Below are 22,367 nucleotides of genomic sequence, written 5' to 3'. Positions count from 1 at the left end.
CCCGAACGTGGTGGCCCCGGTGGGGTTGGATGTCGGTCTCGGACCTCGACGGAGAGGCCGGGGACCGGAGGCCACCATGCACTACCAGGCGCTTCTGTCCGACGGGCTCGCCCCGCGCGTCGCCGTCCTCGCCACCGAGGTCGAGCGGAAGCTGCCGGAACTCGTCGAGAGCACCGTCCGGCAGATCCGCGCCGAAATGCCGGTCTACGCCGACGCCCGGTTCGTCGCGCACGCCGAACTGCGGAACTCGGTGCGCGCCAACCTCGAGCACGTGATGCGCACGCTGCGCGGCTCGGACGTGCCCGACCTGTCCCAGGCCCGCGCGACCGGCCGGGCCCGGGCCCTGCAGGGCGCGCCGCTGCCGGAACTGCTGCGCGCCTACCGGATCGGGCTGACCGAGGTCTGGCACCGGTTCGTCGAGCTGACCGCCGGCGCGCAGGACCTCGCCGGCCTGGTCGCGGCGACCACGGCGATCTGGGCGCTCATCGACGACCTGGCCGAAGCCCTCACCACGGCCTACCGCGACACGACGGCGGAAGTCATGGTGGCGCACCAGAACCGGCGTTCGGCGCTGGTGGAGGCCCTGTTCGCGGGCGGCGCGGCGACCGAGGGCACGCTCTGGGACATCGCCCGCGTGCTCGACCTGTCCCTGGACGGCACGTTCGTCGTCGTCGCGGCGGAAACCCCGCGGCTGGGCCACGAACCGCTCCCGCAGATCGAGGCCCGGTTGCGCGCGGCCCAGCACGCCTCGGCGTGGCGGCTCACCCCGGACCTGCAGGTGGGGGTGGTGTCCCTGCGCGACCCCGCCGCGGCTTCGGCGATCGTGGCGCTGGTCCGCGAGCACCCGGTGGGCCGTGTCGGGATGAGCCCGGTGTTCACCGGCCTCGGCAACACGGCCCGCGCGCTGCACCTGGCGCGGGTGGCGCTGTCGAGCATGACGCCGGGGACGCCGGGGCTGGTCCAGTTCACCGAGTCCCCGCTGGCCGGTCTGGTGGCGAGCGCCCCGGAGGCGTCGGTCCAGCTGGCCCACCACGTCCTCCAGCCGGTGCTGGACCTGCCGGGCGACGACCGCAACGTGCTCCTGTTGACGCTGCGCGCGTGGTTCGACTGCCAGGGGTCGACGAAGCTGACGTCGGAGCGGATGTTCTGCCACCCCAACACGATCCGCCACCGCCTGAAGAGGATCACGGAGGAGCTGGGGAGGTCGCTGACGAACCCGGCGGACATCGCCGAGCTGGGCGCGGCGCTGCGGGCGTTGAACCTCTTCCCGGACGCGACCCACCTGCCGGCCCCGCGTTAGCGCACCCCGGGCCCGTACCGCCGAGCCATCCCGGTGAGCCACTCGCGGCCGACCGGGTTCGCGGTGTGGACGCGCACTTCCGCCGGCCAGCGGCCGTGCTCGCACAGCCAGAGGACGACCGGGCGGGTCGTGTCGTCACCGCCGAGATCGTGGTCCAGCGAGATGGCGGCGAACTCGCCGGCTGCGAGCAGCGCGATCGCCTCCGTGCTCGACTTCGCCCAGGTCCAGCCGTCCGGGGCCGGGCGCAGGTCGTCCACCCAGAGTCGCTCGGTCACCTCGTCAACCTAGCGGCTGTGGCCGGGTGAGCGGCGTCACGCGCGCCCGTTGTCACGGGTGTCGGGCCTGCGGTGTCTCGTGGTCGATCGGATACCTTCAGCAGAACGGAAAACGCCATGAGCAAGGTCTGGTTCGTCACGGGGTCGTCGCGCGGCTTGGGCCGCCGGTTCGTCGAAGCCGCCCTCGGCCGAGGCGACCGGGTGGCCGCCACGGCACGGTCCACCGCAAGCTTCGGCGAGCTCGTCGCCGCCTACGGCGACGCGGTGCTGCCGCTGGCGATGGACGTCACCGACAAGGCCGCCGTCTTCGAGACCGTGAAGCGCGCCGCTGAGCACTTCGGGCGGCTGGACGTCGTCGTGAACAACGCCGGCTACGCGCAGATCGGCGCCATCGAAGAACTGACCGAGCAGGAGCTGCGCGCGCAGCTGGAGACCAACGTCTTCGGCCCGCTGTGGGTCATCCAGGCCGCCCTGCCGGCGCTGCGCGAACAGGGAGCCGGCCACTTCATCCAGCTGTCGTCGGCGGCAGGGCTGATCGCGATGCCGCTCGGCGGGGCGTACCAGGCGTCCCGGTGGGCGATCGAAGCGCTGAACGAAACCCTGGCCCGGGAGGTCGCCGACTTCGGCGTCAAGGTCACGATCATCGAGCCGGGCGGCTACGCCACCCGCGACGGCAAGAACCCGGACCCCCTCGCCAACGGCCACGTCGCCGAGACCAGCCCGGTCTACGACGGACTCCGCAGCCGGCTCGCCGAGGTGGCGGGCAAGCAGCCGGCGGGCGACCCGGCGGCGGCGGCCCAGGCCCTGCTCAAGATCGTCGACGCGGCCAACCCGCCCCTGCGAGTGCTCTTCGGCCAGGGCTTCCACCCGATGATCCGCCAGGCGTACGCGGACCGGCTCGCGACCTGGGACGAGTGGCAGCACCTGTCGGCGGAGGCCCAGGGCGCTCCCGCCGGAATTGCCGGTGGTCACCGGTAGCGTGGAAACCGGGGGCGCCCCGCGGGCCGGCCGTCGAAGGAAGCTCGCCAGGTCAGGAAGCCGCGAAGGGCTCGGCGGTTCACGCCGCCAGCAGCTCGCGGGTGCGGGCCTGCTCCGCCGCCGAGCCGATCGGGATCACCAGCAGCTCCGTCGCGCCGGCGTCCTCGAGGGATTTCACCTGGCGTCGCACGGTTTCCTCGTCGCCGATCACCACGCTGTCCGACACCCGCTCGTGGCCCTCGCGGTCGAGGATCGCGCGGTAAGCCGGGATGTTCGCCGCTCCGCCGTACGTCTGCTCCACCCACGCTCGGCGTTCGTCCACTTCGGACGTCACGCAGACCAGCTGGCCGGAGACCACGCGGGACGCGCCGCCCAGTGCCGGGACCACGAACTCGCCGATCGCCCGCGGGCCCGCCCAGGTCGTGATCACGCCGTCGGCGAGCTCGCCGGCCAGCCGCGTCGACTGCGGGCTCACCGAGCCGATCAGCACCGCCGGCCGCTCCGCCCCGGGGGCGTTCACCGCGCCCGACGCCGTCAGCGATTCGCCGTGGACGTCCGCCTTTTCCCCCCGCAGCAACGGGTGCAGCGCCTGGAGGTACTCGCGCAGGTGCCGGATCGGGCGGTCGTAGGAATACCCGAACTCGCCTTCGACGATGAACCGGTGGCTCAGCCCGAGGCCGAGGTGGACGGGCACCCCGGCCGCCGCCTGGACCGTCAGTGCCTGCGCGGCCATGGTGAGCGGGTGCCGCGAGTACGTCGGCACGACGCAGGTCCCCAAGGCGAGCCCGGGGGCGGCCGCGGCGAGCGCCGGCAGCGCCGTGAGCGCATCCCACCCGCCGCGCTGCGCCACCCAGAGCGTGCTGTAGCCGAGCTTCGCCGCTTCGCGGGCTTGAGCCGTCATGGCGTCGAAGCCGACACCGAGCTCGTCGATCAGGATTCCGGTGCGCACGGGGCCTCCCAGGTGGTCAGTAGGCGCGTTCGAGCTGTTTGCGGTCGAGCGCGACGGCTTCGGTGAACAGCGTCAGTGCCCGCGGCGCCACCTCGCGCAGTTGCCTCGTCGACACGGCGAGCGGCTCGAAGGCGTGCGCGACGGTGTCGGCGATCAGCGCCGGCTCGGGTGGCGGGGAGGCGCCGAGGAACCCGTTCAGCACGGCCTGGAAAGCGACGACGAGCTCGCGCACCGGCCGGTCCGTGCGGAGCAGGTCGTTGGCGGCCAGCAGGTCCAGGTACTCGACGAAGGCTTCCGCGTGCCGCGGGTCGAGTTTTCCGTGCAGCTTGGGCAGCAGCTTGCCGAGCGTCTCGGCGTCGTCGGCGTACCCGGCCCGCAGCAGCGGGCGCTTCAGCACGTTGGCGTACTGGATCTCGGTCAGCTGCGAAAGCCGCACGCTGAGCGGGTCGGCCGCGATCGTCGCCACGAGCTCTTCGAGCACCCCGACCGACTCGCGGAGAAGAACCGCGAGGAACAGCTCTTCCCGGTTCTTCCAGTGCAGGTAGACGGTGCCCTTGCCGACGTCCGCCCGCTCGGCGACGTCCTCGATGGTCGTGCGCCGGTAGCCGACCCGCAGGAGCAGGTCGGCGGCGGCGTCGAGGATGCGCTCGGCCCGTTCGGCCCGGTCTTCGGCAGGAGGCACGCGACGATCATATGACCAAATTTCTCATTTGGTCAAACGTCGAGCCAGCACGGGCCGGGGAGGGGAGTGTTCGCGCCGGGTCAGGAGTCGGACGAACGCTTCCAGAGGTTGATGTCCGCGTCCGTCGCGTGGCCGTCGATCTCCGTCAGCTCCTCGGACGAGAACTCGAGGTTGCCGAGCGCGCCGACGTTGTCCTCGAGCTGCTTCACGCTGCTCGCGCCGATCAGCACCGACGTCACCCGGCTGTCGCGCAACGCCCAGGCCAGCGCGAGCTGCGCCAGCGACTGCCCGCGGCGGCCGGCGATGTCGTTCAGCGCGCGGACCCGGCCCAGCCGGTTCTCGTCGAGGGTGTCCGGGTCGAGCGACTTGCCCTGCGCCGCGCGCGAGTCCTCCGGGACGCCCTTCAGGTACCGGTCGGTCAGCAGGCCCTGCGCCAGCGGGGAGAACGCGATGCACCCCGCGCCCGCCTCTTCGAGGGTGTCGAGGAGCCCGTCCGCTTCGATCCAGCGGTTGAGCATCGAATACGACGGCTGGTGGATCAGCAGCGGCGTGCCGAGCTCGCGCAGCAGCCGCGCGGCCTCGGCCGTCCGCTCCGAGCTGTAGGACGAGATCCCGACGTACAGCGCTTTCCCGGCGCGGACCGCGGCGTCGAGCGCGCCGACCGTCTCCTCCAGGGGCGTCTCGGGGTCGAACCGGTGCGAGTAGAAGATGTCGACGTAGTCCAGGCCCATCCGGCCCAGCGACTGGTCCAGGGAGGACAGCAGGTACTTGCGGGAGCCCCACTCGCCGTACGGGCCGGGCCACATGTCGTAGCCCGCCTTCGTGGAGATGACCAGCTCGTCGCGGTACGGCCGGAAGTCGGTGGCCAGCAGCCGCCCGAAGTTCTCCTCCGCCGAGCCGTACGGCGGGCCGTAGTTGTTGGCCAGGTCGAAGTGGGTGATGCCCAGGTCGAACGCGCGGCGGGTGATCGCGCGCTGGGTCTCCAGGGGCTTGTCGTGGCCGAAGTTGTGCCACAGCCCGAGGGAGATCGCGGGCAGCTTGAGCCCGGAGCGCCCGCAGCGCCGGTAGGGGATGGAGTCGTAGCGGCCGGAAGCGGCGAGGTAGGTCACGCGGCCGATGCTAGCCCGCTCTTCGGGTACGCTCCTGGTGAGCGACCGCTTAGGAGGCACGTGGTGGGCACCGGATTCTTCACCTCCGTCGACGACGTGTCGGCCAAGCTGGCCGAAGCCGGCTACCTGGCCTCGACGGCGGTGGCGACCACGGTGTTCCTCGCGGACCGGCTGGGCAAGCCGCTGCTGGTCGAAGGCCCGGCCGGGGTCGGCAAGACCGAGCTCGCCAAGGCCGTCGCCCAGGTCAGCGGCTCGCGGCTGGTGCGCCTGCAGTGCTACGAGGGCATCGACGAGGCCCGCGCGCTCTACGAGTGGAACCACGCGAAGCAGCTGCTGCGGATCACCGCCGGCCGCGACGAGACGTGGGAGGGCGCGCGCACCGACATCTTCGGCGAGGAGTTCCTGCTGCGCCGCCCGCTGCTCACCGCGATCTCGTCGGACGAGCCGACCGTGCTGCTGATCGACGAGACCGACAAAGCCGACATGGAGGTCGAAGGCCTGCTGCTCGAGGTGCTCGGCGACTTCCAGGTCACCGTGCCCGAGCTCGGCACGATCACCGCCACGCGCCCGCCGTTCGCCGTGCTGACGTCCAACGCGACGCGCGAGCTGTCCGAGGCGCTGCGTCGCCGGTGCCTGTTCCTGCACATCGACTTCCCCGACGAAGACCTCGAACGCGACATCGTCCGGCTCAAGGTCCCCGGGATCGACACCGCTCTCGCCGATTCCGTCGTCCGGGTGATCGCCGCGCTGCGCGCGATGGACCTGCGCAAGCTGCCGTCGGTCGCGGAGACCATCGACTGGGCGCGCACCCTCCTCGCGCTCGGGGCGTCGACGCTGGACGAGCGGGTCGTGCGCGAGAGCCTCGGCGTCGTGCTCAAGCACCAGGACGACATCGCCAAGGCGGGCGCCGGCCTGCGGCTCGAACAGGTCCTGGACGCGTCGTGACCGGCGGCGTGCCGGAGCGGCTCGCGGCGTTCGTCAAGGCCTTGCGCGCCCAGGGCATCCCGGCCGGGCCCGCCGAGACCGTCGACGCCGCCGCCGCGCTGGAAGTCCTCGGGATGGACGACCGTGCGCTCGTCCGCGAAGGCCTGGCCGCGGCCCTGGTCCGCCGCGGCGGGCAGCGGGCGGTCTTCGACGCCGCGTTCGACCTGTACTTCCCGGCGGGCGTCGGCGCGCCCGAGCGGGCCCGCGAAGACCAGCCGACGACGCTGGAGGAGCTGCGCGAGGAGCTGGCCGCCGCGCTGGCCGACGGCGACCAGCAGGCGCTGGCGCAGCTCGCCGGGCTCGCCGTCGACATGCTGGGCCAGTACGGCTCGGCGTCCGGACCGGGCGGCGGCTTCTCCGCCCACCAGACCCTGGAACGGCTCCAGCCGCAGACGCTGATCGCGCGGGTGCTGGCCGCGGTCCGCGGCGGCGGCGCCCGCGGGGAGTTCACCGACCGGCTCGACCGCGACGAGATCCGCCGCCGCGTCGAGGGCTTCCGCGGGCAGATCCGCACCGAGGCGCGCCGCCGGGCGGCCGAAGTCCGCGGCCGCGAGCGCGTCGCCAAGCACGCCATCGCCCCTTCACCCGACCGGGTCGACTTCCTCATCGCGAGCCGCACCCAGCTCGCCGAACTCCGGCGCACGATCCAGCCGCTGTCCCGCAAGCTGGCAACGCGCCTGGCCGCACGACGCCGCCGGCGGACGCGGGGCCAGATCGACCTGCGCCGCACGCTGCGCCGGTCGCTTTCGACCGGCGGGGTGCCGCTGCGCCCGGCGTATCGCCACCGGCGGCCCGGACGGCCGGAAATCGTGCTGCTGTGCGACCTGTCCGGGTCGGTGGCCGGGTTCGCGAACTTCACCATGCTGCTGGTGCAGGCGCTGCGCGACCAGTTCAGCAAGATCCGCGTGTTCGCCTTCGTCGACAGCGCCGACGAGGTCACCCACCTGGTCACCACGGGCGCGGCCGACCCCGAGCACCTGGGCGCGCGCATGCTGTCCGAAGCGGCGCTGGTGCGCTGGGACGGCCACAGCGACTACGGCGGCTCGCTGCGCCAGTTCACCGAGAACTGGCTGGGCGCGGTCGGCCCCCGGACGTCGGTGCTGATCCTCGGCGACGCCCGCACCAACGGCGGTGACCCGAACCTCGACGCGGTCCGCGAGATCAAGGCCCGCGCCCGGCACGTCTACTGGCTCAACCCCGAACGGCGGTCGCTGTGGTCCACGGGGGACTCGGCGGCGCTGGAGTACGCCGACGTCGTCGAGATGCACGAGTGCCGCACGGTGCACCAGCTCGGCACGCTGGTCACCCGCCTGCTGCCGGTGTGAGCCAGGCGTCGATGTCACGCAGCATGGCCTTCTTGGTCGCATCGGGCGCGAAGGACGCCGTGACGCTCGCGCGGGCGAACTCCGCCATCGTCGTGTCGTCGTAGCCGAAAGCCTGCTGGACCCGGGCGTACTCCCCGGCCAGCGCGGCGCCGGTGACGGACGGGACGTCGGTGTTGAGCGTGACCGTCAGGCCCGCGTCGAGCAGGCGGGGGAGCGGGTGCTCGGGCAGCGACGGCACCAGGCCCAGCGTCACGTTCGACGACGGGCACACCTCCAAGGCGAGCCCCCGGTCGCGCACCTCGGCGACCAGCGACGGGTCGTCGAGGACGCGGATGCCGTGGCCGAGCCGTTCGGTCCGGCCGACGTCGAGGGCTTCGCGGATGCTCTCGGGTCCGGCGTCTTCGCCGGTGTGGTGGAGCAGGTGGAGCCCGGCCGCGCGGGCCTTCTCGAAGAGCGTCGCGAACGGCTGCAGTGAGTGGTTTTCCTCGCCCGCCATGCCGATCGCGAAGACTTCGTCGTACTTCAGCGCCAGTTCGAGGGTGCGTTCGGCCCGCTCGACCGAGCGGCGCCGGGAGTGGTCGAGCAGCAACCGCCACTCCAGGTCGTCGCTCTGCGACAGTCCTTTGAGGACGGACTGCAGTGGCATTTCGAGGTCGCCCAAGCGTTCCCCGTGCGAGGCCGCGGTGAAGGTGACTTCGGCGTAGCGCGTGCCCTGGGCGGCTTCGTCCTCGCAGTACTCGCGCGCGATGCGTTCGAAGTCTTCGGGACGCCGCAGGCACGACCGGATGAGCGCGTTGTAGTCGGCGAAGGCGCGGAAGCCGTCGAACACCGGGGGTTCGCCCGGGACGTCGACGCCGTTCGCCTCGCCGAGCTCACGCAGCGTGGCCGGGCGGATCGTGCTCTCCAGGTGAACGTGCAGGTGGGCCTTCGGCAGGGCGGCCAGGTCGCGCATGATCGCGAGCCTAGGCGCGCCCGGTGGCCTTCCGCGCGGCATTTTCCGGGCCCGGGCGCGGCGGGCTCAGGTTTTGGGCCTCGTCACACGGGGAACCTCCGGGTGGTTCGTCCGCGTTGTCAGGATGACCGCAACCGACGAGGGAGGGCCACCGTGCCTCTGATGAAGAAGCTGACCATGCTGGCCGGCGCCGCCGGTGCGGCCCGTGCGTACGCCAAGAAGAACCCCGAAAAGGTGAACCAGGCCGTCGGGAAGGCGGCGAAGTTCGTCGATGACAAGACCAAGGGCAAGTACCACCAGCAGATCGCCGGCGCGGTCCGCAAGGTCAACTCGGTGACCGGGCAGCCGGGCCACCCGGGCCAGGCCACCGGCCGGTAGGTCACTCCCCGGTCAGGACCTCCAGGAGTCCCTCGCCGTACTTGGCGAGCTTGTTCTCGCCGACGCCGCTGACCGTGCCCAGATCCGCCAGCGACGCCGGCCGTTGCGTGGCGATCTGGCGCAAGGTCGCGTCGTGGAAGACGACGTAGGCGGGCACGCCCTGTTCCTTCGCGACACCGGCGCGCCAAGCCCGCAGGCGTTCGAACAGCGGGGCCGCCTCCGCGGGCATCTCGACCGCGGCGGCGGCCTTCCGTGTGCTGCGGACCTTCGCGGCGGCGACCCGCTCGGGTTCGCGGCGCAGCAGCACCTGGCGATCGCCGCCCAGCACCTCCGCGCTCGTTTCGGTGAGCACGAGCGAGCCGTAGTCGCCTTCGACGGCGAGCAGGCCCTGCGCGAGCAGCTGCCGCACCACCGCGCGCCACTCCGGCTCGCGCAGCTCGGTGCCGATGCCGAACGTCTTCAGCGTGTCGTGCTGGAACTGCGTGACCTTCGGCGTGGCCTTGCCGAGCAGGATGTCGATGATCTGGCCGGCACCGAACTTCTGGCGCCGCTCGTTGCGCAGCCGCACGACCGTCGACAGCAGCTTCTGCGCCGGGATCGTGCCGTCCCACTTCTCCGGCGGGTTCAGGCACGTGTCGCAGTTGCCGCACGGCCCGGCCGCCTGCCCGAAGTAGTTCAGGATCTGTACGCGGCGGCACTCGACCGTCTCGCACAGCGCCAGCATCGCGTTCAGGTGCGCGGCCAGCCGCCGCCGGTGCGCTTCGTCGCCTTCGGACGTGTCGATCATCTTGCGCTGCTGGACGACGTCCTGCAGCCCGTACGCGAGCCAGGCCGTCGACGGCAGGCCGTCGCGGCCCGCGCGGCCGGTTTCCTGGTAGTAGCCCTCGACCGACTTAGGCAGGTCCAGGTGCGCGACGAACCGGACGTCCGGTTTGTCGATGCCCATCCCGAACGCGATCGTCGCGACCACGATCAGCCCGTCCTCGCGCAGGAACCGCGACTGGTGCTTCGCGCGGGTGCGCGCGTCGAGCCCCGCGTGGTAGGGCACCGCCGGAATCCCGTTCTGCACCAGGAACTCCGCGGTCTTCTCGACGGAGTTGCGGGACAGGCAGTAGACGATCCCCGCGTCACCCTGGTGCTCGGTCCGCAGCAGTTCGAGCAGCTGCCGCTGCGGCGAGTTCTTGCCGACGATCCGGTACTGGATGTTCGGCCGGTCGAAGCTCGCGACGAAGTGCCGGGCCTCGTCGAGGTTCAGCCGGGCCGCGATCTCCTTGTGCGTGGCCTCGGTCGCGGTCGCCGTCAGCGCGATCCGCGGCACGTCCGGCCACCGCTCGTGCAGCGCGGAGAGCTGGAGGTAGTCGGGCCGGAAGTCGTGACCCCACTGGGCGACGCAGTGCGCTTCGTCGATCGCGAACAGCGAGATCTTGCCGCGGTCGAGCAGCCGCACGGTGGATTCCACCGAAAGCCGTTCCGGCGCCAGGTAGAGCAGGTCGAGCTCGCCGTTGAGGAACGCCGACTCCACCTCCTGCCGCGCCTGGTAGTCCTGGGTGGAGTTGAGGAAACCGGCGCGGACGCCGGCGTTCCGCAGCGCGTCCACCTGGTCCTGCATCAGCGCGATCAGCGGCGAGACGACCACGCCCACACCGGGCCGCACGAGCGCGGGAATCTGGTAGCACAACGACTTCCCGCCGCCGGTGGGCATCAGCACGAGCGCGTCGCCGCCGGCGATCACGTGCTCGACGATCGCCGCCTGGTCGCCGCGGAAGCTGTCGTAGCCGAACACGCGCCGGAGGGTCTCCAGCGCGTCGGACGCGGGTGCGAGGTCGGTCTCTGCCACCCGCCCGACTATAGAGCGGGGGTCCGACAGTTCCGGCCCGGCCCGCCGCGGGGTGCCAGAATGGGCGGGTGCAGCACTGGCCCGTTCCCGACCTCACCGCGTATTTCGCCGGCGTCTGGCGCCTGGAGCGGGAAATCCGCACGGCGGACGGCGACCCGGCGGGCGAGGTGACCGGGACGGCGACCTTCAGCGAAACCGAGGGCGTGCTCGTCTACCACGAGGAGGGCGAGCTGCGGCTCGGCGGCCACGTCGGGCCGGTCACGCGGACCCTGCACTACCGCCTCGGGGAACCCGGCCGGGCGGCGGTCCACTTCGACCACGGCGGCTTCTTCCACGACCTCGACCTGCGCGAAGGCCACTGGACGGCCGACCACCCCTGCCGCGCCGACCGCTACCGCGGCGAGTACCGGGTGACCGGCGCCGCGCGGTGGCGGCAGGAGTGGGCGGTGCGCGGGCCGGCGAAGGACCACGTGATCGTCAGCCGGTTCACCCGCTAGACGATGCCGCCGTTGGCGCGCAGCACCTGGCCGTTCACCCAGCGCGCCGGCCCGGCGAGGAACGCCACGACCTCGGCGATGTCCTCCGGCTGCCCGAGCCGCTCCAGCGGCGGCTGCTGGGCCATCCGGGCGATCGTCTCCTCGTCCTTGCCGTCGAGGAACAGTGCGGTCGCGGTCGGGCCGGGCGCGACGGTGTTCACGGTGATGTCGCGGCCGCGCAGCTCGCGCGCCAGGATCATGGTGATCGCCTCGACTGCGCCCTTCGTCGCGTTGTAGACGCCGTAGCCGGGCAGGTTCAGGCCCAGCACCGACGTCGAGGTGGTGATCACCGCGCCGCCGTCGCGGACCCGCCGCGCGGCCTGCTGGGCCACCGCGAACGTGCCGCGGATGTTGGTGCGGTGCACCCGGTCCAGGACGTCGAAGTCGGTGTCGGCGATCGGGGTCGGCGGGTTCATCACGCCGGCCAGGTGCGCGACGACGTCCACGCCGCCGTAGGTGCGTTCCGCGGTGTCGAACAGCTCCGCGACCGCGGCCGGGTCGGCCACGTCGGCGCGGACGGCGATCGCCCGGCCACCGCCCGCCGTGATGGCGTCGACCGCGGCCTGCGCCTCCTTCTCGTTGCCGGCGTAGTTGACGACGACCGCCATGCCGTCGGCGGCCAGGCGCTCGGCGACCTGGCGGCCGATGCCGCGGGAGCCGCCGGTGACGATCGCGACGCGGGAGTCAGCAGGGGTGCTCATCGATTCCTTCTTCCGGTTCGTTCCACTCGGTCTGTTATCGACGATACCACTCACGCGGTAACGCTGCTAGCCACGCGGTGTCACCGTCGTCACCTCCCCGCAGCGGGGCGAGGGCATCCGGCCGTATCGACAGGGCCGGACGGCCGAATCCGGAGGTCAGGCGCCCCTTGCCCGTTTTCGGCCGCGCTAATCAGGGAACACCGCTCGCATCGGGGGCTTGACATCCTTGAAGGAGTTTGAGCGATGCCCACATGGCTGATCGTCTTGATCGTCGTCGTGGCCGTCGCGGTGCTCGGCGCCGTGATCTGGCTGGTGACGCAGGAAATGCAACGAAAACGGCTGCAGCAGCGGTTCGGTCCCGAGTACGACCGCACGGTCGCGGAGAAGGACAGCCCCCGTGCCGCGCAGCGCGAACTCGCCGAGCGCGAACGCCGGCACAAGGAGCTCGACATCCGGCCGCTTTCGGCGTCGGCGCGCGAGCGCTACGCCCGGGAATGGGCGCAGGTGCAGGAAAAGTTCGTCGACCAGCCGTCCGCCGCGGTCGCCGAGGCCGAGCAGCTGCTGAACGCGCTGATGGCCGAACGCGGGTACCCGACCGAGGGCTACGAGCAGCAGCTGGCCGACCTGTCCGTGCGGCACGCCAAGACCCTCGAGCACTACCGGGCCGCGCACACCACGCAGCAGAAGCGCGACGGAGCGTCCACTGAGGACCTGCGCGACGCGATGGTGCGCTACCGCACCGTGTTCGAGGACCTGCTCACCGACGGCGCCGACGACGAGCAGCACCACGACCGCCACGAGCGCCGCAACGGCCACGACCACAGCGGTCGCGAACACGGTGACCACGACCGCGACACCGAGCGACGGGACACCGACCGTCACGAGACCGAGCGCCAGGCGTCCGCGACCCCGCGGACCGAGTCGAATGGAGGACGCTGACCATGACCGAGCACCTGACGCGGCACGACGCCGAGGACGACCGGGACCTGACCGGCCGGGAGGACGACCGCGAGGCCTACGCCGGCGACCGCGCCACCGACTTCCGCGAGCCGGGCACGGCCGGAGACGACCAGGGCCTGAGCACCGCGGACCTGGCCTCGGCCGGGCACCACGACACCACCACCGCCGAGGAATCGGGCGGGGACGTGGAAGCGCCCGCCGGATCGGGTGGCGACGTCGAAACGCCCGCGGCCTCGGGTGGCGACGTCGAAACCCCCGCCGCTTCGGGTGGCGACGTCGAGACGCCGGCACTGATCGACGAGGAGAAGGTCACCGGCTTCCGCGACCGCTGGCAGAACGTCCAGACCGGTTTCGTCGACGACCCGAAGCAGGCCGTCCAGCAGGCCGACGAGCTCGTCGCCGCCGTGATCAGCGCGCTGGCCACCACGTTCGCCGAGCACAAGAGCGAGCTGGAAGCCCAGTGGCAGCAGGGCGAACCGGCCACCGAGGAGCTGCGGATCGCGCTGCGCCGCTACCGCTCGTTCTTCGACCAGCTGCTGCCGCGGTAGCGGGCGCCGTTTGCCGGCAGGCATGATCGGGTAGGTCTGCGCAGGGAAGAAGTCGGCAAACGGGAGGCAGCCGGATGAACGTGGCCGATCTGCTCGTCGAAGGGTTCAGCCGGGTCCAGGGCACGGTGCGCTCCGCGGTGGACGGACTCACCGCGGAGCAGCTCGGGACCCGGCCGGACGGCGAAGGCAACTCGATCGCCTGGCTGGTGTGGCACCTGACCCGGGTCCAGGACGACCACGTCGCCGACGTGGCCGGCACCGAGCAGGTCTGGACCGGCCAGGACTGGCTGTCGCGGTTCGGCCTCCCGTTCCCGGCCGGGGACACCGGGTACGGCCACCGCCCGGCCGACGTCGAAGCGGTCCGCGTCGACGACCCCGGCCTGCTCACCGGCTACTACGACGCCGTGCACGAGCAGACCGTCCGGTACCTCGAAGGGCTCGGCGAGCCGGACCTCGACCGGATCGTCGACGAGGCCTGGGATCCGCCGGTGACCCTGGGCGTGCGGCTGATCAGCGTCCTCGACGACGACATCCAGCACGCCGGGCAGGCGATGTACGTGCGCGGCCTGCTGAAGCGCGGCTAGCTCAGCAAGCTTCGTAGCCGTCCTCGCGGTGATCGGCGAGGCGCTGCGGCCCCGGGCCGTCGGCGCCGAGCCGGTCGCCGGGGTTCGCGAGCCGGCACTTGGCCAGGGACATGCAGCCGCAGCCGATGCAGTCGTCCAGCTGGTCGCGCAGCTGTTCCAGCTGCCGGATCCGCGCGTTCAGGTCGTCCTGCCAGCAGCGGGAGATCCGCGCCCAGTCGGCGCGGGTCGGCGTGCGGTCGTCGGAAAGCAGGCCGAGCACTTCCCGGATCTTCGACAGCGGCATCCCGACCCGCTGGGACATCCGGATGAACGTCACCCGCCGCAGCGTGTCGCGGCGGTAGCGCCGCTGGTTGCCCGCGGTGCGGCGGCTGTGGATGAGGCCTTCGTCCTCGTAGAAGCGCAGGGCCGACGCGGGTACTCCGCTGCGCCGGGAAAGCTCGCCGACCGTGAGATCCGGCAGCGACGGGGCCGGGGCGTCCACCATGGCGCACAGCCAACCACAGCGGCACACTTGACTTCAAGCCAACTTGAAGTTCCATCCTCGTGCGGAAGGCAACAACGCCTGCGTGTCGAGGAGGAAGTGTGTCGGAAGCGCCGATCCGGGTCGCGGTGATCGTGGGAAGTGTCCGGGAAGGACGGTTCGGGCCGGTGGTGGCGAACTGGCTCGCGGGGGTCGCGGACGCGCACGGCGGCTTCGAAGCCGACGTCGTCGACCTCGCCGAACCCGACCTCCCGCTCGTGATGCCGGCCTTCGGGGCCACGCCGTCCGCGGAGGTCGTCGCCGAGGTCGCGAAGGTGGCTCCGCGGCTCGAAGCCGCCGACGCCTTCGTCGTCGTCACCCCGGAGTACAACCACAGCTACCCGGCTTCGCTCAAGAACGCCATCGACTGGCACCGGCCCGAATGGCGGGCCAAGCCGGTCGCTTTCGTGTCCTACGGCGGGATCTCCGGGGGGTTGCGCGCGGTCGAGCACCTGCGGGCGGTCTTCGCGGAGCTGCACGCGGTGACCATCCGCGAGACCGTCAGCTTCCACGGCGCCCAGACGCGGTTCGGCGACGACGGCCTGCCGAACGACGACGCGGCGGGCGTCGCGGCGAAGACGATGCTCGACCAGCTGGGCTGGTGGGCGCGGTCGCTGTCCGAAGCCCGGGCGGCGCGGCCCTACCCCGGCTGAGGCGCCAAGACGTCATGTCGACATCGGCCGTCACGCCTGGCAGGCCTGGTACGGCAGCCGGATGTCGGGGCCGGACAGGCCGATCGTGACGTACCCGCCCTGCGTGGCCAGCGCCGCGAAGGCGGTGCAGACCAGCTGATTGATCCCGGCGGCGGAGATCGGTTGCAGCGGGAACGGGACGGTGATCGTCGGCGGCGAGCCGGGGGTGAAGGTGATCGCGCCGGACCGGCGGGGCAGCTCGGTCGTGTACCCACCGGCCAGCTCGTCGGCCGACGGCCCGTCCAGCAGCATCGTCAGGGTGGCCTCGACACCGACCGGCCCGCTGCCCGGCCGGGATATCGGCGACAGCCGGTCGTTGAGGACGAAGTAGAGGATCACGTCGGTGCCGCGGCCGTCGTCCGCCGGGCTCCGCAGGGTCGGCGCCGGGCCCGCCCCGAGCACCGGCGTCGGCTTGATCCCGCACGCGCTCACCAGCAGCAGCACCGCGAAGAAGGCGAGTTTCTTCACCACGCCTCCCGGGGCACGCGAAGCTCGAACCGGGCGCCGGTGCCGGTGTTGACGGCGACGATGTCACCACCGTGCAGCCGCGCGTTCTCCCGCGCGATCGACAACCCGAGGCCGCTGCCCTCGGACCGGGCGCGGGCGGTGTCGGCCTTGGTGAAGCGGTCGAAGACCCGCGGGAGGACGTCGGCCGGGATCCCGGGCCCGTGGTCGGTGACGGTGAGCACGACGTCGCCGCCTTCCGGCCGCAGCACCACTTCGACCGGCGGCGCGCCGTGCCGCAGCGCGTTGCCGACGAGGTTCGCCACGACGATGTCGAGCCGCCGCCGGTCGAGCCCCGCGGTGATCCCGGGCGGCAGGTCGGCGGTCAGCTCGGCCCCGGGTTCCCAGCCGCGCGCGGCGAGGGTGTCACCGATCGCCGCGGCGACGTCCAGCTCCTCCCGGCGCAGTTCGGCCCGGCCGGCGTCGAAGCGGGAGATCTCGATCAGGTCCTGCACCAGCCGGGTCAGCCGCCGCGTTTCGGCCGACACCAGCCGCGCCGCGACCGCGGTGTCGGGCGGCAGCTGCTCGGCGTCCTCGTCGAGGACGTCGGTGACCGCGTTCATCGCCGCCAGCGGCGTGCGCAGTTCGTGGGAGACGTCGGCGACGAACCGCCGCGCGTCGGCCTCCATCGCGCGCAGGGTGCCGACCGTGCGCTCCAGCTCCGCGGCGGTGTGGTTGAACGTGGTGACCAGCTGGGCGAGCTCGTCGGACCCCTTCGCGCGCAGCCGCACGTCGAGCCGTCCGCGGCCGAGCTGGCTGGCCGCGGTGTTCAGCGCGCGGACCGGCCGCAGCACCTGCCGCGCGGCGAGCAGCGCGACCCCGACCGCGACCGGCAGGGCGAGCGCGGAGAACAAGAAGGCGTAGCGGGCCAGCGAGTCGATCGCCTCCTGCTGGTCGGTCAGCCGCGTCATCGCGTAGACCACGAGGCCGCTCGGCTTGCCGTCGCCGGTCTGCACCGGGACGCCGACGAAGAACAGCGGGTAGCCCTGGACGTCGACGCGCTGGAACTGGATGTTCGTGGTGGTGGCCACGGCGCGGCGCAGGTCGGCCGGCACGTCGTCGATCGACAGGCCCGAGGTCGCGTGCAGGTTCCGATAGACGATCAGAGCGTTGCTGGACTTGAGCGTCATCGCGAAGGCGTCGAGCGTGGCCTGCGACGGCGGCAGCGACACGGTCGGCAGGTACGCGGCGATCTGGTCGCGCAGCTTCAGCATGGTCTGGTCCTGCACGCCTTCCAGGATGGCCCGGCGCGCCAGGACGTAGCTCGCGCCGGCCGCGGTGGTGGCGCCGAGGATCATGATGACGGCGAAGGCAGCGACCAGCCGGGGCCGCAGCCCGGCGAGCCACGACCGGAGCCGCGGTGCGGTCACGACCGGCCGAACCGGTAGCCGAAGCCCCGGACCGTCTGCACGTATTCCGGTTTCGCCGGCACGTCCTCGATCTTCGCGCGCAGCCGCTGCACGCAGGCGTCGACGAGCCGGGAGTCCCCGAGGTAGTCGTGGTCCCACACGGCGGAGAGGATCTGCTGGCGGCTGTACACCTGCCCGGGTGTGCGCGAGAGCTCCAGCAGCAGCTTGAGCTCGGTCGGGGTCAGCGACACCGGCGCGCCGCGCTTGGTCACCTCGAGCCCGGACCGGTCGATGACGAGGTCGCCGTGCCGCTCCTCGGCCGCCGCCGGCCCGCCCGGCCGTTCGGCGGCCGAGCGGCGCAGGACCGCCCGGATCCGCGCGTCCAGCACCCGCGGCTCGACCGGCTTGGCGACGTAGTCGTCCGCGCCCGCTTCGAGCCCGGCCACGACGTCGAAGTCGTCGCTGCGCGCGGTGAGCATGATGATCGGGACCGGGCCGGACGCGCGCATCCGGCGGCAGGTCTCGAAGCCGTCCATGCCGGGCAGCATCAGGTCGAGCACGACGATGTCGGGCCGGTGGTGCACGAGCACCTCGATGCCGAGCTCGCCGGATTCCGCGGTGCGCACCACGTGTCCCTGCCGGCGCAGGGCCAGCTGCAGGCCCTCCCGCACCGCCGCGTCGTCCTCTACCACCAGTACCTCGGCCACGGCGCCATTATTCGGAAAAGCGCACGTCATGGCGACCCGGGCGGATCTTGTAGCAAAACCATGACATCGCGCTGACGGGATCCCGAAGACCGCGTTCCAGACTCGGGGACATGGCAGTGATCCTCACCGACGCACCTTCCGCGACCCGCCCGGCCGGCCCCGCGCCCGTGACCCGGGCCGCGTCCCGCACGGCCGTCCTCCTCGCGGGCGCGGCCGGGTTCGCCCTCGCGTTCGTCGCGGCCTACCTGCTCTTCGTCCGCACGGAGGCCGGCCGCGGCGTCGAGAACGGCGTCGTCCGCAGCGCCCAGTCCGCGGGGACCACAGTGGACTGGGCGGACCCGCTGCGGCAGACCGACCTGGTGGTGGTGCTCGGCGGGGTGGCGGTGCTCATCGTGGCGATCGCCGTGGTCCGGCGGCGGCTGGCCCTCGGCGTGATGGCGCTGGTGCTGCTGGCCGCGCCCCTGGTGGTGGCGCAGCTGCTCAAGCTGTACGTCCTGGAGCGCCCGAGCACCGGCGACCGCTTCGGCGTGGCGAGCCACAACAGCTTCCCGAGCGGGCACGTCAGCGCGGCGATGGCCGTGCTCGTGGCGCTCGCGATCGTCCTGCCCCGCCGGTTCCGGCTGACGGCCCTGGTGACGGGCAGCGCCGGCGTCGCCTGGGTCTCGGCGGCGGCGGTGGCACTGGGCTGGCACCGGTTGAGCGACACCGTCGGCGGCTGCTTGCTGGTCGCGGCGGTCACCTGCGCCGGGGCGGCGGTGGTGTCCGCCCGCCGCCCCGACGGTGACCGGGTGCCGCCGATCCCGGTGCTGACCGGGTTCCTGGCCCCGTCGGCGCTGGTGCTGGCGGGGTACGCGGTGCTTTCGACGGCGACCTCGGGAGCGGCCCAGTTCGTGGCGGCGCTGGTGCTGGCGGCGCTGGCGTCGATGGCGGTGGTGCTGCTGCTGACGGGCCCGTTGCGCCGGGTGGCGTTCGACCCGGCCGAGACCCGCGTCCGCCGGCTCCGGCGGTACTGACTCGGGCCGGGCCAGTTTCCCGGGATTGGCCCGCGACAGCGGGACGGCACCGCGCCTAGCGTCGGTGGGATGGACCCGAGGCTCGCCGATGACCTGCACTCCCTGCCCGATCTCCTCGACACCGCAAGCAAACTCGCGGCCGAGGCGCTCGCCGGGCTGGACCACCGGGCGGCCGCCGTCCCGCCCGTGGCCGCCGCCCCGGCGCCCCTGCCGCTCGACGGCGCCGGCGCACGCGGGGCCCTGAACGAGTTCACGCGACGCTGGGAGCCCGGTTTCGCCGCGAGCGCGGGTCCCCGGTACCTCGGTTTCGTGACCGGCGGCGCGACCCCCGCCGCACTGGCCGGGGACTGGCTGACCGCCGCCTACGACCAGAACCCCGCCAGTGGCATGGACTCCTCGGCGCAAGACCTCGAGCGCGAGACCGTCGGCTGGCTGGCCGAACTGTTCGGGCTGGGCCCGGAGTTCTCCGGCGCGTTCGTCACCGGCGCCACGATGTCCACGGTCACCGGCCTGGCCATCGCCCGCGAATGGCTCGGCGAACGGGCCGGCGTGACCGTCTCCGACGAAGGCGCCGCCGCGCTCGGTCCCGTCACCGTGCTGTCCGGCTCGCCGCATTCGAGCGTGCTGAAGGCGTTGTCGTTCCTCGGGATGGGCCGGTCCGCCCTGCGGAAGGTGCCGGTGCTCCCGGGCCGTGAAGCCGTCGACGTCGAGAAACTCGCCGAAGCGCTCGAGACGCTCGACGGGCCCGCCGTCGTCGTCGCGAACGCCGGGACGGTCAACACCGTCGACTTCGACGACCTGCGGGCGATCGCCGGCCTCAAGCGGCGGTACGACTTCTGGCTGCACGTCGACGCCGCGTTCGGCGGGTTCGCCGCGCTGGCCCCGGAACACGCGGTGCTCACCGCGGGCCTCGACCAGGCCGACTCGGTGGTCGTCGACCTGCACAAGTGGCTCAACGTGCCCTACGACTCGGCCGTCCAGTTCACCCGCCGCCGCGACCTGCAGCTGCGCGTGTTCAGCAACAACGCCGCCTACCTCGGCGAAATCGGGGAGACGCCGGACTTCCTGCACCTCACGCCGGAGAACTCGAGGCGGCTGCGCGCGCTCCCGGCCTGGTTCTCGCTCGTGGCGTACGGCCGCGCCGGGCACCGCGAGATCGTCGAGCGCTGCGTCGCGCTGGCCCGGGACCTGGGCGCGCGGATCGACGGGTCACCGCACTGGCAGCTGCTGGCACCGGTGCGGCTCAACGTCGTCTGCTTCACCCCGGCCGGGGACGTCACGCAGGACCGGATCGACGCGCTCGTGCACGCCATCGCCGAGGAGGGGACCACCTTCCTGACGCCGACGGTGTACGACGGCCGCCCGGCGTTGCGCGCCGCCTTCAGCAACTGGCGGACGACCGAGGCCGACGTCGAGCGGGTCTTCGCTGTGCTGGAACGCCTGGTCGTGCTGGTGTGAGGGCTTGTTCCCCCGGCCCGGACCTGCCAGGGTCGGGCCGTGCCGATCTTCTCCGCGCCGGACGGAACCGCCCTCGCCGTCCACCTCGCCGGAGCCGGAGCCGAGCCCCCGGTGGTGTGCCTGCCCGGCGGCCCGATGCGAGCCGGCGCATACCTCGGTGACCTCGGCGGCCTCACCGCCCGCCGCCGCACCGCCGTGCTGGACCTGCGCGGCACCGGCGCGTCCGAGCGGCCCGCCGACCCCGCCACCTACCGCTGCGACCGTCAGATCGAGGACGTCGAGGCCCTGCGCAAGCACCTCGGCCTCGACCGCTTCGCCCTCCTCGGGCACTCGGCCGGGGCGAGCCTGGCCGTCCGGTACGCGGCCCGGTACCCGCAGCGGCTGAGCCGGCTCGCCCTGATCGCGCCGAGCCCGCGGGCCGTCGGCTTCGACGTCCCGGCCGACGAACGCCGGCGCATCATGGCCCGCCGGGCCGGGGAGCCCTGGTTCGCCGCCGCGGCCGCCGCGTACGAATCGATCGCCGCGAAGACGGCGACCAGCGCCGACTGGGCCACCTTCGCCCCGTTCTACTACGGCCGCTGGGACGCGGCAGCCCGGCAGCACCAGTCCGGCGAACCCGGCCAGCGCAACGGAGCGGCCGCCCGGATCTACAACTCCACCGGCGCCTTCGAGCCCGAGACGACCCGCGCCGCACTGGCCGCCGTCACCGCTCCGGTGCTCGTGCTGGCCGGGGACCTGGACTGGATCGCCAGCCCGGCCGTCGCGGATCGCTTCGCCGCGCTTTTCCCGGACGGCCGCGCCACCGTGCTGGCCGGGGCCGCGCACTACCCGTGGCTGGACGACGCGCCGGCCTTCGGGTCAGCCGTGGGCGGTTTCCTGGCCTGAGTGAGGGTTCCGACGCGGTTTGATGCGCACGGCCGGCAACGCGGGCGCCGGCAGCCGTTCGCCCGCGTAGCCGGTCACTTCGCCGAATTGGTCCGACCCGGCCTGCCAGGCTTCGCGGAACGCGGCGATCTCCTCGTGGGTGCGGCCGACGAAGTTCCACCACATCAGGATCTCTTCGTCGAACGGCGTGCCGCCCAGCAGCAGGAACCGGGCCGGCCCGGTGCCGCGGTTGCTCAACGTCAGGGAGCGCAGCCCGGTGCCGACGTAACCCAGCTCCGCCGCCCGGACGCGGGTGCCGGCCACGACGACGTCGCCGGTGTCGACGAGCACGCCGTGCTCGAACCCGGGGTCCACGCCGAGCGACATGTGGGCGTCCGGTCCCAGCACGACTTCCGCGCCCAGCAGCGGCGTGAACGTCGGGATCGGCGACGTCCGGCCGGCCAGCGAGCCGAGGAACACGCGGATCTCCGCGCCTTCGATCCGGTTCACCGAAGGGACGTAGTGGTCGAACGCCCGCGCGGTGTGCCGGTGCCGTTCGGGCAGGGCCACCCAGAGCTGCACGCCGTGCAGCGTCTTGGTGGCGGCGGTCGAGACCTCGGAGTGGCAGATGCCGTTCCCACCGGTCATCAGGTTCAGCTCGCCGGGCCGGACCAGCGCGTGCGTGCCGAGGCTGTCGCGGTGTTCGATCTCGCCGGAGAACAGCCAGCTGACGGTCTGCAACCCGGTGTGCGGGTGCGGGGCGACGTCCATCGCCCCGGGCCCGGCGACGTCGTCCGGGCCGTAGTGGTCGGCGAAGCACCACGCGCCGATCAGCGACCGCGACCGCCGGGGGAGGGTGCGCCGGACCCGCATCGCGCGCGGCCCGCCGAGGGGCACCTCCCGCGGCGTCAGGACCTCGACGGCCGGCCGGTCGGGATCGGCGGCCGCGGGCCGATCGCCGCAGGCGAGTTCGGCGGGGGCGGCCTCGGTGTTGCTCATACCGGCCACGGTAGTCGCGATCGCGACGGTGCCGCGGGTGGGCGGCGTCACGGGCCCGCGGCCGCCGCGGCCGGGGTGGCTGTGGCCGGGGTGGCTGTGGCCGGGGTGGCTGTGGCCGGGGTGGCTGTGGCCGGGGTGGCTGTGGCCGGGGTGGCTGTGGCCG

The 22,367-nt window shown here is 72.7% G+C and carries 25 protein-coding genes; 13 read left to right on the top strand and 12 right to left on the bottom strand.

Features of this window, described 5'->3' with window-relative positions; genetic code table 11:
- Nucleotides 1-76 precede the first annotated feature (76 nt).
- A complete protein-coding gene (locus tag ACWEVN_RS02840; RefSeq protein WP_452049979.1) occupies nt 77-1,300 on the top strand; it encodes a PucR family transcriptional regulator in 1,224 nt (407 codons plus the stop codon).
- Here the strand turns inward: ACWEVN_RS02840 and ACWEVN_RS02835 are convergent.
- Complete coding sequence (locus ACWEVN_RS02835) at nt 1,297-1,575, bottom strand: cyclic-phosphate processing receiver domain-containing protein (protein ID WP_449685486.1); 279 nt, start codon at nt 1,573-1,575, stop codon at nt 1,297-1,299. The genes ACWEVN_RS02840 and ACWEVN_RS02835 overlap by 4 nt on opposite strands.
- 117 nt (nt 1,576-1,692) lie before the next feature.
- Between ACWEVN_RS02835 and ACWEVN_RS02830 the strand changes: the two genes are divergently transcribed.
- Complete coding sequence (locus ACWEVN_RS02830) at nt 1,693-2,553, top strand: SDR family NAD(P)-dependent oxidoreductase (RefSeq protein ID WP_452049978.1); 861 nt, start codon at nt 1,693-1,695, stop codon at nt 2,551-2,553.
- A gap of 79 nt (nt 2,554-2,632) precedes the next feature.
- On the opposite strand, the gene ACWEVN_RS02825 is transcribed toward ACWEVN_RS02830, so the two are convergent.
- The 3 genes from ACWEVN_RS02825 to mgrA form a co-directional block, all read right to left on the bottom strand.
- Complete coding sequence (locus ACWEVN_RS02825; protein ID WP_452049977.1) at nt 2,633-3,502, bottom strand: TIGR03564 family F420-dependent LLM class oxidoreductase; 870 nt, start codon at nt 3,500-3,502, stop codon at nt 2,633-2,635.
- A 16-nt stretch (nt 3,503-3,518) separates the two neighbouring features.
- Nucleotides 3,519-4,184 carry a TetR/AcrR family transcriptional regulator gene (locus tag ACWEVN_RS02820; RefSeq protein ID WP_452049976.1) on the bottom strand — a complete coding sequence of 222 codons (666 nt, stop codon included), beginning with the start codon at nt 4,182-4,184 and terminating at the stop codon, nt 3,519-3,521.
- Between the two features lie 80 nt (nt 4,185-4,264).
- On the bottom strand, nt 4,265-5,293 hold the full coding sequence (gene mgrA, locus ACWEVN_RS02815) for an L-glyceraldehyde 3-phosphate reductase (RefSeq protein WP_310977374.1): 1,029 nt from the start codon (nt 5,291-5,293) through the stop codon (nt 4,265-4,267).
- Between the two features lie 63 nt (nt 5,294-5,356).
- Here mgrA and ACWEVN_RS02810 point away from each other — a divergent pair, with 63 nt between their 5' ends.
- Together ACWEVN_RS02810 and ACWEVN_RS02805 are read left to right on the top strand one after the other, a co-directional pair.
- Nucleotides 5,357-6,238: an AAA family ATPase gene (locus ACWEVN_RS02810; protein WP_452049975.1), complete on the top strand. Its 882-nt coding sequence runs from the start codon at nt 5,357-5,359 to the stop codon at nt 6,236-6,238.
- Nucleotides 6,235-7,602 carry a vWA domain-containing protein gene (locus tag ACWEVN_RS02805; protein WP_452049974.1) on the top strand — a complete coding sequence of 456 codons (1,368 nt, stop codon included), beginning with the start codon at nt 6,235-6,237 and terminating at the stop codon, nt 7,600-7,602. The genes ACWEVN_RS02810 and ACWEVN_RS02805 overlap by 4 nt, the downstream gene beginning before the upstream one ends.
- On the opposite strand, the gene add is transcribed toward ACWEVN_RS02805, so the two are convergent.
- Nucleotides 7,580-8,554: an adenosine deaminase gene (add, locus tag ACWEVN_RS02800; protein WP_452049973.1), complete on the bottom strand. Its 975-nt coding sequence runs from the start codon at nt 8,552-8,554 to the stop codon at nt 7,580-7,582. The genes ACWEVN_RS02805 and add overlap by 23 nt on opposite strands.
- Before the next feature lie 162 nt (nt 8,555-8,716).
- On the opposite strand from add, the gene ACWEVN_RS02795 reads away from it, so the two are divergent.
- Nucleotides 8,717-8,932: an antitoxin gene (locus ACWEVN_RS02795; RefSeq protein ID WP_449677283.1), complete on the top strand. Its 216-nt coding sequence runs from the start codon at nt 8,717-8,719 to the stop codon at nt 8,930-8,932.
- A 1-nt stretch (nt 8,933) separates the two neighbouring features.
- On the opposite strand, the gene recQ is transcribed toward ACWEVN_RS02795, so the two are convergent.
- Nucleotides 8,934-10,769: a DNA helicase RecQ gene (gene recQ, locus ACWEVN_RS02790; protein WP_452049972.1), complete on the bottom strand. Its 1,836-nt coding sequence runs from the start codon at nt 10,767-10,769 to the stop codon at nt 8,934-8,936.
- A 68-nt stretch (nt 10,770-10,837) separates the two neighbouring features.
- On the opposite strand from recQ, the gene ACWEVN_RS02785 reads away from it, so the two are divergent.
- The gene (locus ACWEVN_RS02785; protein WP_449685495.1) at nt 10,838-11,266 is read left to right on the top strand and encodes a DUF6314 family protein; all 429 of its coding nucleotides are present in this window, start codon (nt 10,838-10,840) and stop codon (nt 11,264-11,266) included.
- Here ACWEVN_RS02785 and ACWEVN_RS02780 read toward each other — a convergent pair.
- Nucleotides 11,263-12,006, bottom strand: coding sequence for an SDR family oxidoreductase (locus ACWEVN_RS02780; protein WP_449685496.1), 744 nt, complete (start codon nt 12,004-12,006; stop codon nt 11,263-11,265). The two genes, ACWEVN_RS02785 and ACWEVN_RS02780, sit on opposite strands and share 4 nt — an antisense overlap.
- A 243-nt stretch (nt 12,007-12,249) precedes the next feature.
- Between ACWEVN_RS02780 and ACWEVN_RS02775 the strand changes: the two genes are divergently transcribed.
- The 3 genes from ACWEVN_RS02775 to ACWEVN_RS02765 all read left to right on the top strand — a co-directional run bounded on the left by ACWEVN_RS02775 (nt 12,250) and on the right by ACWEVN_RS02765 (nt 14,098).
- A complete protein-coding gene (locus ACWEVN_RS02775) occupies nt 12,250-12,945 on the top strand; it encodes a hypothetical protein (protein ID WP_449685497.1) in 696 nt (231 codons plus the stop codon).
- A gap of 2 nt (nt 12,946-12,947) precedes the next feature.
- Nucleotides 12,948-13,514 (top strand): hypothetical protein, encoded by a 567-nt coding sequence (locus ACWEVN_RS02770; RefSeq protein ID WP_449685498.1) that lies wholly within the window; start codon nt 12,948-12,950, stop codon nt 13,512-13,514.
- Nucleotides 13,515-13,588: 74 nt separating this feature from the next.
- A complete protein-coding gene (locus tag ACWEVN_RS02765; protein WP_449677288.1) occupies nt 13,589-14,098 on the top strand; it encodes a mycothiol transferase in 510 nt (169 codons plus the stop codon).
- Nucleotide 14,099: 1 nt separating this feature from the next.
- Here the strand turns inward: ACWEVN_RS02765 and soxR are convergent, their stop codons facing one another.
- On the bottom strand, nt 14,100-14,582 hold the full coding sequence (soxR, locus tag ACWEVN_RS02760) for a redox-sensitive transcriptional activator SoxR (protein WP_310977362.1): 483 nt from the start codon (nt 14,580-14,582) through the stop codon (nt 14,100-14,102).
- Nucleotides 14,583-14,680: 98 nt separating this feature from the next.
- Here soxR and ACWEVN_RS02755 point away from each other — a divergent pair, with 98 nt between their 5' ends.
- A complete protein-coding gene (locus ACWEVN_RS02755) occupies nt 14,681-15,271 on the top strand; it encodes an NADPH-dependent FMN reductase (protein WP_449685499.1) in 591 nt (196 codons plus the stop codon).
- A 30-nt stretch (nt 15,272-15,301) separates the two neighbouring features.
- On the opposite strand, the gene ACWEVN_RS02750 is transcribed toward ACWEVN_RS02755, so the two are convergent.
- The 3 genes from ACWEVN_RS02750 to ACWEVN_RS02740 are packed head-to-tail and all read right to left on the bottom strand — an operon-like array spanning nt 15,302 to nt 17,870.
- On the bottom strand, nt 15,302-15,778 hold the full coding sequence (locus ACWEVN_RS02750; protein ID WP_452049971.1) for a hypothetical protein: 477 nt from the start codon (nt 15,776-15,778) through the stop codon (nt 15,302-15,304).
- Nucleotides 15,775-17,184, bottom strand: a complete 1,410-nt coding sequence (locus ACWEVN_RS02745) for an ATP-binding protein (RefSeq protein WP_452049970.1) — start codon at nt 17,182-17,184, stop codon at nt 15,775-15,777. The genes ACWEVN_RS02750 and ACWEVN_RS02745 overlap by 4 nt, the downstream gene beginning before the upstream one ends.
- Nucleotides 17,181-17,870, bottom strand: coding sequence for a response regulator transcription factor (locus ACWEVN_RS02740; RefSeq protein WP_310977358.1), 690 nt, complete (start codon nt 17,868-17,870; stop codon nt 17,181-17,183). The genes ACWEVN_RS02745 and ACWEVN_RS02740 overlap by 4 nt, the downstream gene beginning before the upstream one ends.
- A 116-nt stretch (nt 17,871-17,986) precedes the next feature.
- On the opposite strand from ACWEVN_RS02740, the gene ACWEVN_RS02735 reads away from it, so the two are divergent.
- The 3 genes from ACWEVN_RS02735 to ACWEVN_RS02725 all read left to right on the top strand — a co-directional run bounded on the left by ACWEVN_RS02735 (nt 17,987) and on the right by ACWEVN_RS02725 (nt 21,226).
- The gene (locus tag ACWEVN_RS02735; RefSeq protein ID WP_452050003.1) at nt 17,987-18,883 is read left to right on the top strand and encodes a phosphatase PAP2 family protein; all 897 of its coding nucleotides are present in this window, start codon (nt 17,987-17,989) and stop codon (nt 18,881-18,883) included.
- Nucleotides 18,884-18,952: 69 nt separating this feature from the next.
- A complete protein-coding gene (locus ACWEVN_RS02730; protein WP_452049969.1) occupies nt 18,953-20,341 on the top strand; it encodes a pyridoxal phosphate-dependent decarboxylase family protein in 1,389 nt (462 codons plus the stop codon).
- A gap of 39 nt (nt 20,342-20,380) precedes the next feature.
- Nucleotides 20,381-21,226, top strand: coding sequence for an alpha/beta fold hydrolase (locus ACWEVN_RS02725; RefSeq protein WP_452049968.1), 846 nt, complete (start codon nt 20,381-20,383; stop codon nt 21,224-21,226).
- Here the strand turns inward: ACWEVN_RS02725 and ACWEVN_RS02720 are convergent.
- A complete protein-coding gene (locus ACWEVN_RS02720; protein WP_452050002.1) occupies nt 21,200-22,204 on the bottom strand; it encodes a pirin family protein in 1,005 nt (334 codons plus the stop codon). The two genes, ACWEVN_RS02725 and ACWEVN_RS02720, sit on opposite strands and share 27 nt — an antisense overlap.
- Between the last annotated feature and the right edge of the window lie 163 nt (nt 22,205-22,367).

It is taken from the genome of Amycolatopsis sp. NPDC003861 (assembly GCF_053605405.1).
The sequence above is the reverse complement of the archived record's forward strand: the minus strand, read 5'-3'. Positions and strand labels throughout refer to the sequence as shown.